Below are 16,023 nucleotides of genomic sequence, written 5' to 3' on the forward strand. Positions count from 1 at the left end.
CATCACAGGAGTTGATGACTGACAGCCAGTGGCTTTTTTATTGAAGCTGTTAGCTGATAGCTGTTAGCTGTTAGCGCTCGTCAAACGAAAGAGCTAACAGCTAGCAGCTAACAGTCAGCAGCTTTCTACTAATGCAGTTCGAGCTTCAAATTTTGGGGAGTGCCTCCGCCACCCCCATGACCGGGCGCCACCCCACGGCCCAACTGCTGGCCGTGGGCGAGGGCCGCTACCTCATCGACTGCGGCGAGGGCACCCAGTGGCGGCTGCTGGAGCACCGGCGCCGCCTGAGTTCGCTGCGCGTCATCTTCATCTCGCACCTGCACGGCGACCACTACTTTGGGCTATTTGGCCTGCTGGGCACGCTGCACCTGCAAGGCTGCCAAGACCCGCTGCTGATAGTGGGCCCGCCCGGCCTCGACTTGGTGCTGACCACGCAGGCCATGCACTCGGGCATTCAGTACGGGTTCAACCTCACGTTTGTACCCGTCGATACCGAGGCCCACGCCGTGGTGTACGAAGATGCCCTAGTGCGCGTGTCGACGCTGCCCATGCGCCACCGCGTGCCGTGCTGCGGCTACCTGTTTGAGGAGCAGCCGCGCCGCGACCGGTTAGTGAAGGAAAGCCTGCCGCCGGGCCTCAGCCCTGCTGAGTTGGCCCAACTGGCCCAAGGCCACGACCTGCCCGCCAACCCCGCCACCGGCCGCCCGGCGCTGGCCCACGCAGCCGTGTCGATGCCCGCTGCGCCACCTAGGCGCTACGCCTTTTGCTCCGACACGCTGTATACCCCCGCGCTGGCCGAGCTGGTGCGCGGCGCCGACCTACTTTACCACGAAGCCACCTTCTTGGAAGAACTGCGTGAGCGCGCCGCCCAAACGCACCACAGCACCGCGGCCCAAGCCGCCGAGTTGGCCCGCGCCGCCGGGGTAGGCATGTTGCTTATCGGTCACTTTTCATCGCGCTACAAGCAGCTGGCGGCTCATTTACAAGAAGCGCAGGCCGTTTTCCCAAATACGGAACTGGCTACTGAGGGCTTGGTAGTAGCAGTTTAAGAGCCCTAGGGTGCTTCGCCCCACGGAAAAGTATCAATGCCTACTTCTACCTACGCCCACAAAAAACAGCAGCTGTACCTGGTGCTCAGCGGCATCTTCTTGGTGAATGCGCTGCTGGCCGAGATTATCGGCGTCAAAATCTTCTCGGTCGAGAAAACCTTTGGCCTTACGGGCAGCCTGTCAGCAGGTGTGCTGGTGTGGCCGGTAGTCTTTATCGGTACCGATGTTATCAACGAGTATTTTGGGCGCAAGGGCGTGCTGCGCATCACCTTCCTCACGGTAGGCCTCATCCTGTATGCCTTCCTGGTTATTCTGGGCACTACCAGGCTGGCGCCCGCCGATTTTTGGCTCGACCTCAATAAGACCGACGGCCAGGGTCGGCCTTTTGATATCGAGTTTGCCTACCAGAGCATCTTTCGGCAGGGCCTAGGTATCATCGTGGGGTCGCTCACGGCCTTTGTCATTGGGCAAGTACTCGATGCCAGCGTGTTTCAGGCGTTTCGGCGCATCACGGGCAGCCGCTTTATCTGGCTGCGGGCCACGGGCTCTACGCTCATCTCGCAGCTCGTCGACAGCTTCGTGGTGCTGTACGTGGCGTTTTACCTGTTCGGCAACTGGCCGCTGGCTCAGGTGCTCAGCGTAGCCACCTTTAACTACTGGTACAAAGTGGCCGCCGCTGTGCTACTTACGCCGCTGCTGTATCTGGCCCATTACCTCATCGACCGCTACCTAGGGCCCGCCGAAACGGCCGAGCTGCAAGAGGAGGCACTGGTCGATAAGAGCGTGTAGCACTAGTGCGGGTAGCAGCGCTGAGCCTCCCTGGGGTAGCTCGCCGGTATCTTTGCGGTGGTCAGCCGCCTTGGTAAGGCTCAGCGCTGTCACTAACATGCCCAAGCTTTGACCCGCGACCTAGTGCAGACCCGGCCCGAAGCCCACGCGCCAAACTACAAGCCATGCGTTTTTTTCTACTAGCTACTTTTTTTGCCGGGGCTGGGCTGCAAGCTCAGGCGCAAGTGAGCCTGCGCCTAGGTGGGTCTCAGGGCACGCCGGGCAGCTACGTGCTACGCGCCGAGCCGCAAGTGCGCCGCACGGGCTTGCTCAAGGTTTCGGCCAAGCAGCTGACGGGGAAAGACAGCGACGGGCAAAAGATAGAAAGGCGTCCCGGTGAGGTGATTAGCCTGCGTGTGGGCACGCAGCGCTACACCACAGCCCAGGGCTTCACGGTGCGCAACGGCCTGTTTGAACACGTCGAGAACGACAAGGTATTCGTGGAACTGCTTGATAGCGGGCGGGTATCGCTGCTGCGCTACACCTCACGCTTGCGCACTGGGCAGCTCGGCCCGGCCGGCGATTTTACGGCCTACTTGGTGCAGCAAAATGGGCAGCCACTGGCCATCACCCTTTATAATGACACCGGCAGCTACCTTAAAAACAATAAAGACCTAAGCGCCGAGCTTCGCCCCTACGCCCTCAACCGACCCGACTTGCTGCAGTTGCTCGATGCCGACCGGGTGGGGCCGACCCAGCTCACGCGGTTCTTTCACGCGCTCAATACCAACTCCGACTTCTAACTTCGCTGCTTACCCGATGATAAGCAGCTTGCTGCTTCTACTCTGCAAGCAGTTAGTCACGCGCTCACCCACAGCTTATCCCTTAACTCACCTTCCGGTCTAAACTAAATCAGTTAGTTAGGGCTGTTCCATTCAATGTCCCGCATCCTCACCGGCATCCAGAGCACCGGCCGCCCCCACCTAGGTAACTTGCTCGGTGCGATTTTGCCCGCTATCGAGCTGTCGAAAAACTCGGCCAACGACTCGCTGTACTTCATTGCCGACCTGCACTCGCTCACGACCGTGCGCGACCCCGCACTGCTACGCGCCAATACCTACGCTGTGGCGGCCGCCTGGCTGGCCTGTGGCTTCGACACTGAGAAAAACTTGTTTTACCGGCAGTCAGACGTGCCGCAGGTAACCGAGCTGACGTGGTACTTGTCGTGCTTCACGCCTTACCCCATGCTGGCCAACGCGCACAGCTTCAAGGATAAGTCGGACCGGCTGTCGGACGTGAACGCGGGCCTCTTTACCTACCCCGTGCTGATGGCGGCCGACATCTTGCTCTACGATGCCGAGGTGGTGCCCGTGGGCAAAGACCAGGTGCAGCACCTCGAAATAGCCCGCGACATTGCCACAGCCTTCAACAACCGCTACGGCGAAACGCTGGTGCTGCCGCAGGCTAAAGTGGACGAGCAGATAATGACCATTCCGGGCATCGACGGCCAGAAGATGAGCAAGAGCTACGGCAACATCATTGACATTTTCGCCCCCGAAAAGGAGCTGCTCAAGACCGTTAAAAGCATTCTTTCGGACAGCACACCCCTAGAAGAACCTAAGGACCACAATAAGGACATCACCTTCAAGCTGTACGCACTGCTAGCCTCGCCCGAGCAAACGGCCGCCATGCGCGCCAACTACGAGGCCGGTGGCTACGGCTACGGGCACGCCAAAAAAGAGCTGTATGAGCTTATTATGAGCCGCTTCAGTGAGGAGCGGCGGCTGTTCAACTACTACATGGATAACCTGCCCGAGCTCGACGCCCGCCTGGCCGAGGGCGCGCGCAAGGCTCAGGCTTACGGCGCTGGTGTACTGGCCAAAGTGCGCGAGAAAGTAGGCTATGGTGCTTAGTTATTAGTGCTTAGTGCCTAGTTGTTAGTACTTAGGCAAACAAAAGACCTAGGCACTAACAACTAGGCACTAAGCACTACTCTAATACCGCTGCTCGTGCGAGAAGCTGAAGCCGACTTTGCTAGCGCGGCTTACCTGCTGGTTTTCGAGCTTTTGCTTGACGGTAATCTTCTGAATATCATCCATCGGCGGGGCGATGAGGTCGTTGTTGACGGCCGCAATCATGGCGCTCTCCACAAAGAGGCGCATGGCATCGGCAGTCACGGGGTTCGAACTCATGTCGTGGTCGGGCAACTCCAGTTCCTGCACGCCTTCCAGAAAGTAGTGGCTGTCGATATTGACCAGCAGGCGGCCTACTAGGTAGCCGGGGTCATTCATGCGCTGGTACTTGATGCTATCGGCCATGAAGTTGTAGGCCATGATGTGGCCGAAGAAACGCCGCCGAAAATCGGCCTCCACGTAGGGCGTGGTCATGGGCCCGAAGTTGTCGGGAAAAGTGACAATGTTGGAGTGCATCACGAACACCAGCAAGTCGCCGGAAAAGCGGATGTGAAACTCCATGCCGTTGACCGGGTAATACTCGATGCGAACGCTGGGGTCGAGGGTGGTCGTGATTTTGTGGGTCAGTTCTAAGCACAGCTCTTGCGAAGCTTGGCGCAGCACATCGAAGGCCGCCTGCGTGGCCCGAAAAATGGCTTGCTTGGCGCTCGATTTGCCACTTAGGCCCTGGGCAATGAGGTCGAGCCGGTCGGCGGGCGTCGCGTCGGCTTCGGCGGGGGCTGGTGCGGGAGCAGCTTTTTTGCGAGGCTTGCGGCTGGGCTTAGCGGAAGCCGGCGAGATAGTAATAGCGGATGAGGCGGTAGTAGCCATAAGCAAACGGTATAAAGAATAAATGGATAGTAATGATAGCGCAACTTACGCATCAAAACGGTTTTATCCTATTTTTTCGTTATCGCACTTTGACTTATAAATCAGCTACCTAGGGCACCCCCTACCCCACCCTAACGCGGGAAATACACAAAAAACGTGGAGCCACACCCCAATTGGCTTTCGACTTCGATGCGGCCGCCAGCGTTCTCAACTATCTTCTTTACCATATAGAGGCCGATGCCCGAGCCCTCGACGTGGGTGTGGTAACGCTGAAACATAGTGAACAGCTCGTGGTCGCGTGTGAGGTCGAGGCCCAGGCCATTGTCTTGCACCTCCAGCACCAGGTGGTGGCCCTGGGTTCGGCTGAGCAGGCGTACCTGCGGCACACGGTCGGGGTGTCGGTACTTGAGAGCGTTGCTGAGCAAGTTGTACACCACCGAGCGCAGGTTCTTTTCGGAGAACGTGAGCGTCACAAAAGCCGGCACATCCACTGCCACCTGCGCACCCGTTTCCTTGATAAGGGGCACTAAGTCGAGCTGCACGTTCTGGATAACCTCGGCCAGGCGCACCGGGGTGGCGCCCTGGCCGTGCTCTTTCTGCAGCTTGCTCACCTCAGTGAGGTGCTCGATAGTACGCTTAAAGCGGTCAACCGAGTCCTGCATGAGGCCTAGGATGTAGACTACCTCGTTCGTTTGGCCGGCCGGCAGCTCGCTTTGCAGGACTTGTAGCAAGCCTTCAATATTAGTAATAGGCGCTCTGAGGTCGTGCGAAGCCGTGTAGATAAAGTTATCCAGGTCGACGTTGGTGCGCGTGAGCCGAAGATTAGTAGCGCCAAGCTCGTCGTTGGCTGACTGCAGCTCTTCGTTCATCACGGCTAGCTCCTCATTGAACTCCTGCTCGCGCTGGCGCGCGCGCAGCTGAGTGCTCACATCGGTCGACACCAGTATCAGGCCCACTACCTCGCTCTGCTCGTCGCGCAGCGGGTAAATACTGAGGTTGACATAGCTGGTTTCGAACTTGCCAGCGCGCCAGAACCGAGCTTCTACTTCCTGGGCCACGTAGGGCTGCCCACTGCGGCGCACCTCGGCCAGCACGCCTTCAAAGCCCTGCTCGCGCAGCTCGGGCAAGACCTCGAAAAAGGGCTTATTGAGCACGCCCTCGGCCGTGCGGCCCCACATATCGATGATAAATGGATTGGCGACCTCTATTTGGTAATCTGGTCCTTGCAAGATGCTAATGGCCACGGGCGCCTGCTCAAACACGGCGCGCAGCTGCTGGTAAGCTAGGCGCTGCCGCCGCGCCAGCACTCGCTCGGTTACGTCGAAGGCGAACAGAAAAATACCCTCGGGGGTAGGGCTGCCGTAGGCCTCGTAGGTAAAGTCGAGGTATACCAGACGCTCGCCGCCGTCTGCTGTGGGCAAGAGCAGCGGCCGCTCGCTGCCCACAGCCGTTTTGCCGGTGGTGTACACCTGCTGCAGCCAGGCGCCGTGGCCCTGGGCATGTACTTTGGGTAGCGCCTCCGCGTAGGCATGGCCGAGCAGTGGCCCGCTGGCAAAAAACTGCTGAAAGGCCGGATTGGCGTAGGTGATGGTGTGGTGCGGGCCGTGCAGCAACGCAATGAGAGCGGGGGTTTTGGCGAATACCTGAGTCAGCCGCTCGCGCTCGGTGGCCAGTTGCAGCTGCGCCTCCGTCAGCTCTCTATTAGCCAGCAATAGCTCCTCATTAGAAGTTTGCAGTTCCTCATTGGTGGCGCTCAGCTCTTCGTTGAGCGCCTGCACCTGCTCGCGGTCCAGCACCTGCGCCGTTACGTCGATGGCAATATCGAGCACCCCTAGGAGCTGGCCCGCCGCATCGTAAAGCGGCTGATATACAAAGTCGAAGAAACGTGTGGTGACTTGCCCTTGCTGCCGCAGCTGCGCTGGCACCGTGGTGCCCACAAAGGGCTCACCCGTGCGGGCCACGTCGGCCATGAGCTCGGTAAAGCCCTGGCCTTGCAGCTCAGGCACGGCCTCTAGCAAGGGGCGGTGCAGCACCTGCGCGGCGGGGTAGCCCCACATTCCGCACAGTTGGTCATTGGCCATGGCCACTACATGGTCGGGGCCCTGAAACAAGCCGATGGCTACCGGCGCCTGGTTGAGCAAGGCCTGCAGTAGGTTGCGCTCCTGCTCAGCGGCCAGCCGGGCTTGCTGCTCGCGTGCCTGGCTTAGGCGCAGGGCTTCTTCTACAGCGGGGCGCGCCTCATTGGTGGCCGTTGCGGTGATGTTGACCAGCAGTTCATCGCCTACCCGTTGGGTCGCTACCTGGCATTGGTAGTCGTAGTCGCCCACGTGGTAGACCACCTCAAAATGCGCCGCCCGCCCCGAAGCAAACGCAGCCTGGTGCAGCGCCAGGCCGTCGTTCTCGGAGCTGTGCGGAAAGTGCTGCCGGTAGGTAGTGCCCCCCGGGCGAGCCGGCAGCTGCAGCAACAGCTGCGCGGCCGGGTTGAGGTAAGCAAATTCAAAGTCAATTACCTCGCCCTCTGGCGCATGCACTGGCTTGTAAAGCACCACGCTTAGCGGCGACAACTCCAACAGGGCCTGAAGCATAGCCCCAGGAGCAGCGAAATCATCGGGTGGGAAGGCTTCAGTGGCGACCATGGTAGAGGAGGTAGTCCGTTGCGAAGGTAGGGCTTAAGCTTTGCCGCACCGGCAGACCTCCTCTAAGCGCGGGTCGCTTTTGCCTTATCATGTGGGCGGCTACCACACCCGGCTATCCTCGCCTTCCAGCGCTTGCTTGAGGCCATTGACGGCGCAGATAAAAGAGGAGTGCACGAAGGTCTGCGGGAAGTTGCCCAGCATTTGCTCCCCCGCGTCGAGGCCAGCCTCTTCGGCGAAGAACCCTAGGTCGTTTTGATAGCGCAACACGGCTTCGATGATGCTGCGCGCCCGTCCTAGGTCGCCGGCCACGGCGTAGTAGTGGGCCATCCAGCAGGTGCCCGCCAGGAAGGCGCCTTCCTTGTGCGAATCAAACTCTTCGAGCCGGCGCCAGTACAGGTTTTCGCGGCACCAGTGCTGCTCTAGCTCCCGGATAGTGGCCAGCATCTCGGGACTGTCGGGCGCACAGTAGGTCCAGAGCGAGAATTGCGCGGCCGTGATATCGACCTCCTGTGAGCCCGCGTACACTGCGAAGGCCCCGGTGCGGGTGTGGCAGTGCGTGGCCACAAACTGCCGGATGGCGGCGGCGGCCGCCTGCCAGCGTTGCGCCTGCTCGGGCGTGTCGGCGTAGGCGGCCATAAACTCCAGGCCGCGAGCGGCGAGCACCTTCGACGAGGTATAGGCTTTGGTGGCGCCTTCTTCCCAAATACCATTATCGTCGCGCTGCCAGTTTTCGGCCAAGAAATCGGCCACCTGCACCACGGTTTCCCACTGCTCTTTGCGGCCAAAACGGTCGTAGAGCAGCTTGGCCGTCAGCAACACGTTGGCATCGGCATCGAGCTGCAGCTGGTCGTAGGCGGTGTTGCCAATCTGCACTGGCCGGCTACCCTGGTAGCCCGCCAGGTCGAGCTTGCGAGCGCCGGTAATCAGCGTTTTATCGACAGCATAGAACGGCGACAAGCAGGTTTGGTGGTTTTCGCGCAGCGCGCTGGCCACGAAACCTAGGAAGCTTTCTTCGGGCTTGCCCACCTCATCGAGCTGCAATAAGGCACTCACGATGAGGCCCACGTCCCGCATCCACACGTAGCGGTAGTCGTAGTTGCGAGCGCCGCCCAGCACCTCGGGCAGCGAGGTAGTGGCTGCGGCCACTATGCCGCCCGTGGCTGCGTAGGTAAGCTGCTGGACGGCCCGCATCGAGTCGCGCACCTGCCGCTCGTAGGGGCCTTCGTAGCTCAGCAGGTTGGCTACCTTGCGCCACATAGCCAGCGTGTGCGTGAGCGCTTGGTCAAGGCGCTCGGCACTAAGGCTGGGCACGGCCGCTGCTGTGTCGGTGAGCACTGCCCAGCCCGCTTCGCCAGCTGGGATATGTACCTGCCAGGTATCGGCCACGGCGCGGGCAGGGTGCGAGGTACGCAGCCACAGCCCTATGTCGGCAAAATGCACCGTAGTACCCTCGGCCGATAGCTCGCCTAGGGTAGCTTGCAGGCCATAGTCGGGCCGCAGGCGCAGGGTATGCGTGAGGTCCTCGCCAGCGGGTGAAAAGGTGCGGCACAGGCCCGTGAAGTCGGCTTCGAGCGGCAGCCAATCGGTGAGGGTAAAGGGCTGGTCGGCCACCGTGTACTCGCTCACCAGCACGCTGCTGCGCTCTAGGTAGGCGCGCCGCACAAACTGCTTGCTGGGCGCTTCGACGGCCCAGTAACCGCCCTGCTCGGCATCGAGCAGCAGCGATAGTACGGCCGCGCTATCGAAGCGCTCGGGGCAATACCAGCACAACGTACCCTGCTGGTCGAGCAGGGCACAGGTGCGGCGGTCGCTGACCACGGCCAGCTCCTGGATGCGGGGTTGGCGCGGCATCAGGCTCCCTGCGCTACCATGCGCATAAAGCCGCCATCCATGACGTAGGTCGAGCCCGTGACATAGTCCGAGTCGGCCGAGGCCAGGAAGAGAGCCAGCTTGGCGATTTCGGCGGGCTGGCCGGCGCGCTTCATCGGAATTTTCGCCTCGCCCTGCTTGCGGTATTCGGGGTCGTCGAGGGCCTTCTGGTTCATGGGCGTGAGTATCATGCCGGGCGCCAAGTTATTAACGTTGATGCCGTCTTCGGCCAGTTCTAGGGCCAGCGTGCGCGTAAGGTTGCGCCGGCCACCCTTGGCGGCGCAGTAGTCGGCGGTGCCCGGCGATACTACTTCTTCGTGAATCGAGGTCACGTTGATAATCTTGCCCTTGCCGCCCTGCTGCTTGCGGTGCTGGGCAAACAGACGCGCCAGATAAAACGGCCCGAACAAGTCAGTGCGGATGGTATGCTCAAACTCGGCGGGCGTCATCTCGACTACCGGCTTGTGGGCGCCGCTCACGCCGGCATTATTGACCAGGATATCGACTGCCCCAAACTCGAGCACGGCACGCTTGAAAAGCTGCTCGGCCTGCTGGGCATCGCTCACATCGGCCTGCACTACTAGGGCGCGTTGGCCGGCGGCCTCTACGGCCTGGCGGGTAGTTTCGGCGCCTTGTTGGTCGGTATGGTACACTATCACCACGCTGGCCCCTTCCTGGGCAAACTGAATGGCTGTGGCTTGCCCGATACCCGAATCGGACCCCGTCACGAGGGCTACTTTAGCTGTCAGCTTCGACATAACTGTTTGCGTAAATACCATAAGGGTGCCACCTAGGCGCAGCCCACGGAGGGGCCGGCCTGGCCAGGCAACTTCGCCGGACAGCCCGGCGCTAGGTGTTGGCAAACGCTACGGCGCGCAGAAAGTTGGCCCTAGGTCCGGTACCCCGTGTTAGTCGGCCACAGGTGTCGATACTGTACGGGCCTGCTGAATAGCAGCTTCTAGCGTATCGTGCCGCGTGAGACCGAGCGTAGAATCGGTGGCCAGCTGCACCAGGGCGGCCAGCAGCTGCCCGGCAATAGATTCCTCGCTAGCCTCGACCTCAACGAAGCGCAGGTGGCGCAGCCCGGCCGCGTGCGCCCGCGGGTGCCAGTCGTGGGCCATCCAGTGGTGGGCACCAGGGTGCAGGGTACCCAGTTGGCGCAGGTCTACTATCCAGTGGGCCACGGCCTCGGGGTGGCGGTGGCCGGTGTACATCTGCAGGCCGTGGTTAAGGAGCAGTTGGTATTGGTCGAGGCTGACGTTGCCCTGCAGGCGCATCATGAGGCCAGGAATTTCGGGCGCCCACAGCGCCGAGCCAGCAGGAGTAGTGAAAAGACGAGATTGCAGCATAACAAAGAGGTAATGAACGAATAGCGCGGGCGCGGCAGTTACTGCCCACAACCCGTGGGGTCCAAGCCCGCGCGGTTTGGACCCCGCGCAGGATGCCTAAGGCACCTAGGGCTGGCCAGCCGCTCGCAAAAAGGCCAGCAAAGAGCGCTCCAGAGGTACACAAGCACCTTGAGCACTCGCCAGCCACGTGGCGCGCGTTCTCATAACCCGTGCAGTTACAAGTTGTTCGAGGGTCGGCGTGGCCTTCGCCGGCGCAATTATGCCTTTGAGGCAGCTGCTAGATAGGCGCACGCTGGCAGCGCCTTCAGGCGCCGCTAGCTACCCGGGCCAGGCGGCTCAGTGCATAGCAGCGGCTGCGCTCAGGCGCTTGCGGCACAAAGCGGCTGAGCTAGACCCATGAGTTTGGGAGCTGGCCCGACAGTCAAGTCCCCGGTACCATGCACATATCAGCTGCCCTGCTTACTTTCGTTAATACTCTAGGTAACATATAATCTATTAGCAGCATAGCATCTTTACACGGCGCTGTTTATTTTTATTGTTAAATTATTTATCCCGCTACCTACTATATGTCGCCGCTAGCCGCTGCCACCCATCCTAAGCGGGCCACTATTTTTCGCTTTGTCATCATCAGCACATGTCCGCACGCCTGGGGTGGCAGCGAGGAGTTGTGGCGTGGCGCATAGCCTGCCTGCACCTAGTGCAGGCAGGCTATGCGGTGCATATTTTTAAAACGCACGTGCAAGCCGAGCACTCGCACATAGATGGCTATTGGAATACCAATGAGTTCTGCTCCTTCGCCATAGCCCAGGGAGCTAGTTTGGCCTCGATAGGGGCCGACGGCCACCGCACCTTTTATTGCGACGCCTACCACCACCTGCGCTACCTTGCCTGGAAGCCTTGCGAAGTAACCAAGTGCGACAATATGCACGCCAACCTACGCTAGTCCCCCCTTCGGTAAGTGCCACTGCCTGGGCCTCACGCCCCAACGCTTACGGGCTACCAGTCACCGAGCGGCTACCTAGAAGCCGCAGCCAGTCATTCTGCCACAGGCCTACGCCAAGGGCCGGCTGCCTTACAGGCTAAACTGCGAGCTGCTTGCCTGGGTCCGCAGCCAGGTACTGGCAGCTTCCATATCCGCAAACAGACTATACGTGATGGGCGCCGCCTGCAGCGAATGGCGGAGCGCCGCCGCCGTTAGGCGGGCAAACACGTTTTGGGCCTGCACCACCGCCACGCATAGCGGCTGGCTTAGGTGCCGCGCTTGCTCTTGCCAGTACCGAGCCACAACCAGCTGCTGCTCGGTAGTCAGGGGCGTCAGTCGCCGCTGGTCTTCCAAAAGCCAGTGCCACTGGCGGCGCTGCAGCAAGTACCCCGTGTGCTGCAGCACCTCCAACAAGTCCTCCGCCATGTGCTTGCCCGTGTAGTAAGTGAGGTGAACGCAAGCAGCCCTATCAATGCTGACGCTGGCCACGCCATTTTCGAAGTATAGCGTCGAGGTGGACATAAGCAATTATAAAAACTCGTAAGCAAGTGATTGGCAGCGCACAGTGCGCCGCATAGACACAGCACGAAATTGCTTCGACACCAGTAAGTAAAACCAGCGTACAAACACGCGATTGCTAGGGTACAATCACCGGAAAGCTCCGAAAAACCCCATCAGTAAAAATACTTACTTTTAGAAAGAATAGCCCTGTGCGCCTGCCCTACTGCCTAGCTTATCCCAGGCAGTGCAGCGCTGCTTTACCCGCCTGCTTACAAAGCCGCTTGCCTAACCCGCGGCTTTAGCTGCCGCGAGCTTGTGCCCTACATCGTAGTTTTATGGTGCATCGGCCAGCCCTAAGTGGCCTGCGCTGCGCCAATAGCAGGCAGGCCCTATCAGCTCAGGCACTCGGCTGGTGCCTAAGCTGATAGGGCCTAGCAAGTTATTTTGTTTTACTGCTATGGACTGGCGGCCAGTTGCTTGCTTTTACTTTCCTACATCACCTCCAGCAGCTACTCCCCTGGCATCACTCCTGCTTTGTACGGGCAGGCTCCATATCTCTCCCCTAGAACGGTGATTAGCCTAGGTTGCAGCATTACGCTTTCTCAATATCCATCTGCTTGATTACGCCCTCTTCAATAGTATAGAGGTGCTTCACCAAACCATCAAACACCACGTGTCCCTGCAAGTCCTTGACCCGCTGCTGCACGGTAACTTCCAGTTGGCCGTTTTCGCGCCGGGCAAAGCCCGTTGGCTCTACGTGGGGGTCTAGTTCCTGCCACTGCCGCAGCCAGTAGTCGCGCACCTGCTCGTGGCCCACGGCGTAGTCGCCTTCCCACGCGCGCGACCAGCGTACCTGCGGGTCAAACACCGCCAGAATAGTGGGAATATCGCGCGCATTGAAGGCGGCGTATATTTTTCGAATCAGGTCTTGCTGCTGTTCCGTCTCCCCTAGCTGCCGCTGCTCCTGCCAGATTACTTCGGGGTTAAATAAGCCAGTCAAGCCAGCTAGGTCTTCTAGAAGGTGGGCGTCCGGCTTTTCAGCGTTTGGGGGCAGTGGGGGTGTTTGCATGCTTTCGATTACGCGAAACACCGCGCTTTTGATGTCTTGGCACCCAGCTACTTGCTAGCCGCCCGTGTAAATATCAGCGTTGTATACACCGTGCCGCCCCCAGTGTATGCTGCTCCCGGTATGGTAGCCTGCACCTGATACCCCTGCTGATAAAGCTTGCTTAGCGCGTCGAGATACCCTTTGGAGGCGCGACTCCACTTCTTGCCGATGCGGCTATCCCAGTCAAACTCTATTTCCTCAGGCTCTTGCGCTGGCCGCTCTATCGTCAAGTGCGTGCGGCCGCTGTACTCGGCCACGCGCACCACTACCACAGCTGGCTCACCTGCCTGCGCCAGCACCGGCCGGGCAGCCAGGGTCCCCAAACACACCCCCAAGACTATACTTTTTTTCATGGCCGCGAAGATAGAGTTAGCTCCATACCCCCTACGCAGCCGAGGGCGCGGGCACTGCTACACCTTGCGCGGTCTGCTCTAGCCCTAGGGCCTGATGCAATGCCTGTTGCTCTGCCCGCTCGCGCAAGGCCTGCAAGACCGTTAAGGCCTCAATGGGCTTTTGGCAAAGCGAATAAGGTATTGGCTGCTTGCTAAGCTGTAGACGCAGCCACTCTTTGAGTCTTTTCATGCTTGCTTACGCTACCTAGGCCGTTTAGCTGCCAGCACGGTGTCGGGCGGGCTCGTGCGAGCTAACCCACCTGGATATAGCTACGCTGCGCCCACAATAATAAAATATTTTTATCAGATTGTACTCATCTTAGAAAAAATTTACTTAATAAGCTAGCTCCTAGCGTGGTTCCAAGTAGGTAGTTTGGTATCGGGCGGCTACTTCAATTGGCTCATGCGTGGCTTAGTGTTGCAGCTGTTTTGCGCTGCCTCTTTGAGCGGTTGAGCGCGCGAGCCTATCAGCTCAGAACATTCTTATCATGTCGCATTTAAGCAGCTTTTTGCAGCTAGCTCCCTGCATCGCCAATTAGTTAGCAGGGCAACTACTAGCAAGCAACAAGCCCCGCCGAACTATCGGCGGGGCTTGTTGCTTGATGCTGCAGCCATAGACAAAAAGAGTACCTATCCTAGGATGGACGTTTTAGCGGCAGCGACGCTCCCAATCCAAGATAGCTGAGCAAATACCTTGTGGGGTAGCAGCAGCGCTCCGTACAGAAGGCTAGGAGACTGAGATACGTTAGTGCGCCAATAGGCTTTAATATTTTCTATTTCCTCGCCGCTAAAATCGGGCATGGGCAGGTGCGCAGTCAGAAGCTTGTCCCAGCCCCAGCGCGACAGCATATAGCCAGCCTGCTGCAGAAAGTCTCGTATCTCCATAGGCTTGCGAGGACCTGTGAAATACTCAATAGCCAAGTAAAGGCCTGATGGGTGCACAAAGACCCGCCCAACCGTATTCTCAAAATGAAGATGTGACCCTGAAGCGTAAGTATAATTATTCACAGAGGCAATTAACATTAAATAATTAGGTAAAGACAAGACAACAAATATATTTATCTTCTGACTATTGTCGTGCTAAAGACCTAATGAATAATACCTATTATTGCATAATTTCTATTTTATATCTTGAACATACAAGTCCTAAAAAGTCTGCACTAAGCGGGCTTTTTTGCAAGCCGCTAGTAGGCTCAAGGTATGTTTGGCTTTTGTAGAGATAATGTCTACAATGCTGCGCCCCGCGAAGCAGTTCTACCACTTCCTCCAAGGAGGCGGCAGAACTGCTTCGCGGGGCGCAGCATGACTAGCATTAAAAAATACAGACGCGCGCTTAGCTGGGTATGTATCGAATGGACAAGCCTACTAGGGCAGTAACCACAAAAAGCATTAAGGCAACATAATTGGTCTGCCTGCGGCAGCAGGACGATTGCTGACAGCTATCGCTGAAAATGGGGAAAGCAAGTGGTATCATAGCGACTAAAGGTGAAATACAGCACTTTCATCGCTGGATTTACTGCCTCATTACACAGCGGCTCTCTATTTAGTCACTCATACAGAAGGCAGTGCCAAGGCTGAGGAGAATAGCCTAGTGGGCAGTAGGCGAGCACAGGAGAAGCCCCCCTCCCATAGTTTATGTACGACGGGCGCTACCAATGCAATGGCGTTGAAATACCCCAGCCGGGTGCGGTAGCCACTGTACCCAGCAGCCTAACGCAAAACTGGTCGGGCTACTACCCCGACCAGTTCCATAACTCAACAGGACACATGAGAAAACGCCTGTGGGGCAAAGCTACATTGCGCTTGGCAATTAATTCATCTAATCTTCATTTTTAGACAAACTGCGCGTTTCCAGGCGTAGCCGTAACGAGCGGGGCTGGCCTAACAAGCTAGTACTATTTGCTACCAGTGTCAGCACTGGCTATGCCTTAGGTAGGCTAACGGCTTCCAAGGTATTGCCGTGTCGCATTTCAACGGCTTTTTAAAGCGCAGCGCTGCCCTTTCCAGCGCGGGCAAGCAGTTGGGCAGCACTTAAAAAAGAGTAAACAGGACGTATTCTATAGAATTTACACAAACGTAATGTACTAAAAAATAGCACATTGTCCTTTACACAACCTCTACTACGTGCCGACTTTTGTATCATCCAATTACAGTCCTATTATTCTAGTCCGCGTATTCGAGGTCCCTTTATTCACTTCCAGGAAGGCAGCCACCAAACAAGTAAAAGCCCCGTCGATAGCTCGGCGGGGCTTTTTAGTTGATAATAGCTTTAAGCCAACTGCTGGCGGCGCTGGTGCAGCCAGTGCTTAGCTTCTTCTACCTCGCGAACTATTTGTAACTCAAAGGGCAGGTAACGCGGGGGCAGGGTACTAATGGTATCGTCATGGCGGTCGTCTTGGATGACGTGAGCCAGTCGAGGCTATCAAATCAAGGCCTACGCAGGCCAGAGTTGTCGTTGAGCAGTAGAGGGCTGGGCTTTTGCACGGCATGGCGCAAATAAGCCTTGGCCCCCTCTCGGGCTTCGAGAGCATCTACATAGCCTTTCCAGGTGGTGGAGAGCCACTGCTCCGTTTCATCATAGACTAG

At 58.4% G+C, this 16,023-nt stretch carries 15 protein-coding genes; 5 read left to right on the forward strand and 10 right to left on the reverse strand.

What is annotated here, in order from left to right; genetic code table 11:
• Window positions 1-131: 131 nt before the first annotated feature.
• The 4 genes from JAO77_RS19230 (at window position 132) to trpS (ending at window position 3,730) form a co-directional block, all read left to right on the forward strand.
• Window positions 132-1,049 carry a ribonuclease Z gene (locus tag JAO77_RS19230; protein ID WP_198992059.1) on the forward strand — a complete coding sequence of 306 codons (918 nt, stop codon included), beginning with the start codon at window positions 132-134 and terminating at the stop codon, window positions 1,047-1,049.
• 36 nt (window positions 1,050-1,085) lie between these two features.
• Complete coding sequence (locus JAO77_RS19235; RefSeq protein ID WP_198992060.1) at window positions 1,086-1,838, forward strand: queuosine precursor transporter; 753 nt, start codon at window positions 1,086-1,088, stop codon at window positions 1,836-1,838.
• A gap of 164 nt (window positions 1,839-2,002) precedes the next feature.
• Window positions 2,003-2,620, forward strand: a complete 618-nt coding sequence (locus JAO77_RS19240; protein WP_198992061.1) for an SH2 domain-containing protein — start codon at window positions 2,003-2,005, stop codon at window positions 2,618-2,620.
• 135 nt (window positions 2,621-2,755) lie between these two features.
• A complete protein-coding gene (gene trpS, locus JAO77_RS19245; protein WP_198992062.1) occupies window positions 2,756-3,730 on the forward strand; it encodes a tryptophan--tRNA ligase in 975 nt (324 codons plus the stop codon).
• An 81-nt stretch (window positions 3,731-3,811) separates the two neighbouring features.
• On the opposite strand, the gene JAO77_RS19250 is transcribed toward trpS, so the two are convergent.
• From JAO77_RS19250 to JAO77_RS19270, 5 genes are all read right to left on the reverse strand, one after another.
• A complete protein-coding gene (locus JAO77_RS19250) occupies window positions 3,812-4,600 on the reverse strand; it encodes a hypothetical protein (RefSeq protein ID WP_198992063.1) in 789 nt (262 codons plus the stop codon).
• A gap of 131 nt (window positions 4,601-4,731) precedes the next feature.
• Window positions 4,732-7,236: a PAS domain-containing protein gene (locus JAO77_RS19255; RefSeq protein WP_198992064.1), complete on the reverse strand. Its 2,505-nt coding sequence runs from the start codon at window positions 7,234-7,236 to the stop codon at window positions 4,732-4,734.
• A gap of 99 nt (window positions 7,237-7,335) precedes the next feature.
• A complete protein-coding gene (locus JAO77_RS19260) occupies window positions 7,336-9,087 on the reverse strand; it encodes a glycoside hydrolase family 15 protein (protein WP_198992065.1) in 1,752 nt (583 codons plus the stop codon).
• The gene (locus JAO77_RS19265; RefSeq protein WP_198992066.1) at window positions 9,087-9,863 is read right to left on the reverse strand and encodes an SDR family NAD(P)-dependent oxidoreductase; all 777 of its coding nucleotides are present in this window, start codon (window positions 9,861-9,863) and stop codon (window positions 9,087-9,089) included. The genes JAO77_RS19260 and JAO77_RS19265 overlap by 1 nt, the downstream gene beginning before the upstream one ends.
• A gap of 150 nt (window positions 9,864-10,013) precedes the next feature.
• Window positions 10,014-10,454 carry a hypothetical protein gene (locus JAO77_RS19270; protein WP_198992067.1) on the reverse strand — a complete coding sequence of 147 codons (441 nt, stop codon included), beginning with the start codon at window positions 10,452-10,454 and terminating at the stop codon, window positions 10,014-10,016.
• A gap of 634 nt (window positions 10,455-11,088) precedes the next feature.
• On the opposite strand from JAO77_RS19270, the gene JAO77_RS19275 reads away from it, so the two are divergent.
• Complete coding sequence (locus JAO77_RS19275; RefSeq protein WP_198992068.1) at window positions 11,089-11,397, forward strand: hypothetical protein; 309 nt, start codon at window positions 11,089-11,091, stop codon at window positions 11,395-11,397.
• 129 nt (window positions 11,398-11,526) lie between these two features.
• Here JAO77_RS19275 and JAO77_RS19280 read toward each other — a convergent pair whose 3' ends face one another.
• From JAO77_RS19280 to JAO77_RS19300, 5 genes are all read right to left on the reverse strand, one after another.
• Window positions 11,527-11,958 (reverse strand): hypothetical protein, encoded by a 432-nt coding sequence (locus JAO77_RS19280; protein WP_198992069.1) that lies wholly within the window; start codon window positions 11,956-11,958, stop codon window positions 11,527-11,529.
• Between the two features lie 571 nt (window positions 11,959-12,529).
• The gene (locus JAO77_RS19285; RefSeq protein ID WP_235998513.1) at window positions 12,530-12,937 is read right to left on the reverse strand and encodes a nuclear transport factor 2 family protein; all 408 of its coding nucleotides are present in this window, start codon (window positions 12,935-12,937) and stop codon (window positions 12,530-12,532) included.
• Window positions 12,938-13,053: 116 nt separating this feature from the next.
• Window positions 13,054-13,398 carry a hypothetical protein gene (locus JAO77_RS19290; protein WP_198992071.1) on the reverse strand — a complete coding sequence of 115 codons (345 nt, stop codon included), beginning with the start codon at window positions 13,396-13,398 and terminating at the stop codon, window positions 13,054-13,056.
• Between the two features lie 31 nt (window positions 13,399-13,429).
• On the reverse strand, window positions 13,430-13,627 hold the full coding sequence (locus JAO77_RS19295; RefSeq protein WP_198992072.1) for a hypothetical protein: 198 nt from the start codon (window positions 13,625-13,627) through the stop codon (window positions 13,430-13,432).
• Window positions 13,628-14,067: 440 nt separating this feature from the next.
• Window positions 14,068-14,460: a hypothetical protein gene (locus JAO77_RS19300; RefSeq protein WP_198992073.1), complete on the reverse strand. Its 393-nt coding sequence runs from the start codon at window positions 14,458-14,460 to the stop codon at window positions 14,068-14,070.
• Window positions 14,461-16,023: the final 1,563 nt, after the last annotated feature.

Origin of the sequence: Hymenobacter sp. BT559 (assembly GCF_016427535.1) — a bacterium.
Taxonomy (GTDB): domain Bacteria; phylum Bacteroidota; class Bacteroidia; order Cytophagales; family Hymenobacteraceae; genus Hymenobacter.

Bases quoted from the DNA above. Each gene is read 5' to 3' on its own strand.
- JAO77_RS19230 (WP_198992059.1), top strand. From the start codon at position 132: ATGCAGTTCGAGCTTCAAATTTTGGGGAGTGCCTCCGCCACCCCCATG.
- JAO77_RS19235 (WP_198992060.1), top strand. From the start codon at position 1,086: ATGCCTACTTCTACCTACGCCCACAAAAAACAGCAGCTGTACCTGGTG.
- JAO77_RS19240 (WP_198992061.1), top strand. From the start codon at position 2,003: ATGCGTTTTTTTCTACTAGCTACTTTTTTTGCCGGGGCTGGGCTGCAA.
- trpS (WP_198992062.1), top strand. From the start codon at position 2,756: ATGTCCCGCATCCTCACCGGCATCCAGAGCACCGGCCGCCCCCACCTA.
- JAO77_RS19250 (WP_198992063.1), bottom strand. From the start codon at position 4,600: ATGGCTACTACCGCCTCATCCGCTATTACTATCTCGCCGGCTTCCGCT.
- JAO77_RS19255 (WP_198992064.1), bottom strand. From the start codon at position 7,236: ATGGTCGCCACTGAAGCCTTCCCACCCGATGATTTCGCTGCTCCTGGG.
- JAO77_RS19260 (WP_198992065.1), bottom strand. From the start codon at position 9,087: ATGCCGCGCCAACCCCGCATCCAGGAGCTGGCCGTGGTCAGCGACCGC.
- JAO77_RS19265 (WP_198992066.1), bottom strand. From the start codon at position 9,863: ATGTCGAAGCTGACAGCTAAAGTAGCCCTCGTGACGGGGTCCGATTCG.
- JAO77_RS19270 (WP_198992067.1), bottom strand. From the start codon at position 10,454: ATGCTGCAATCTCGTCTTTTCACTACTCCTGCTGGCTCGGCGCTGTGG.
- JAO77_RS19275 (WP_198992068.1), top strand. From the start codon at position 11,089: ATGTCCGCACGCCTGGGGTGGCAGCGAGGAGTTGTGGCGTGGCGCATA.
- JAO77_RS19280 (WP_198992069.1), bottom strand. From the start codon at position 11,958: ATGTCCACCTCGACGCTATACTTCGAAAATGGCGTGGCCAGCGTCAGC.
- JAO77_RS19290 (WP_198992071.1), bottom strand. From the start codon at position 13,398: ATGAAAAAAAGTATAGTCTTGGGGGTGTGTTTGGGGACCCTGGCTGCC.
- JAO77_RS19295 (WP_198992072.1), bottom strand. From the start codon at position 13,627: ATGAAAAGACTCAAAGAGTGGCTGCGTCTACAGCTTAGCAAGCAGCCA.
- JAO77_RS19300 (WP_198992073.1), bottom strand. From the start codon at position 14,460: ATGTTAATTGCCTCTGTGAATAATTATACTTACGCTTCAGGGTCACAT.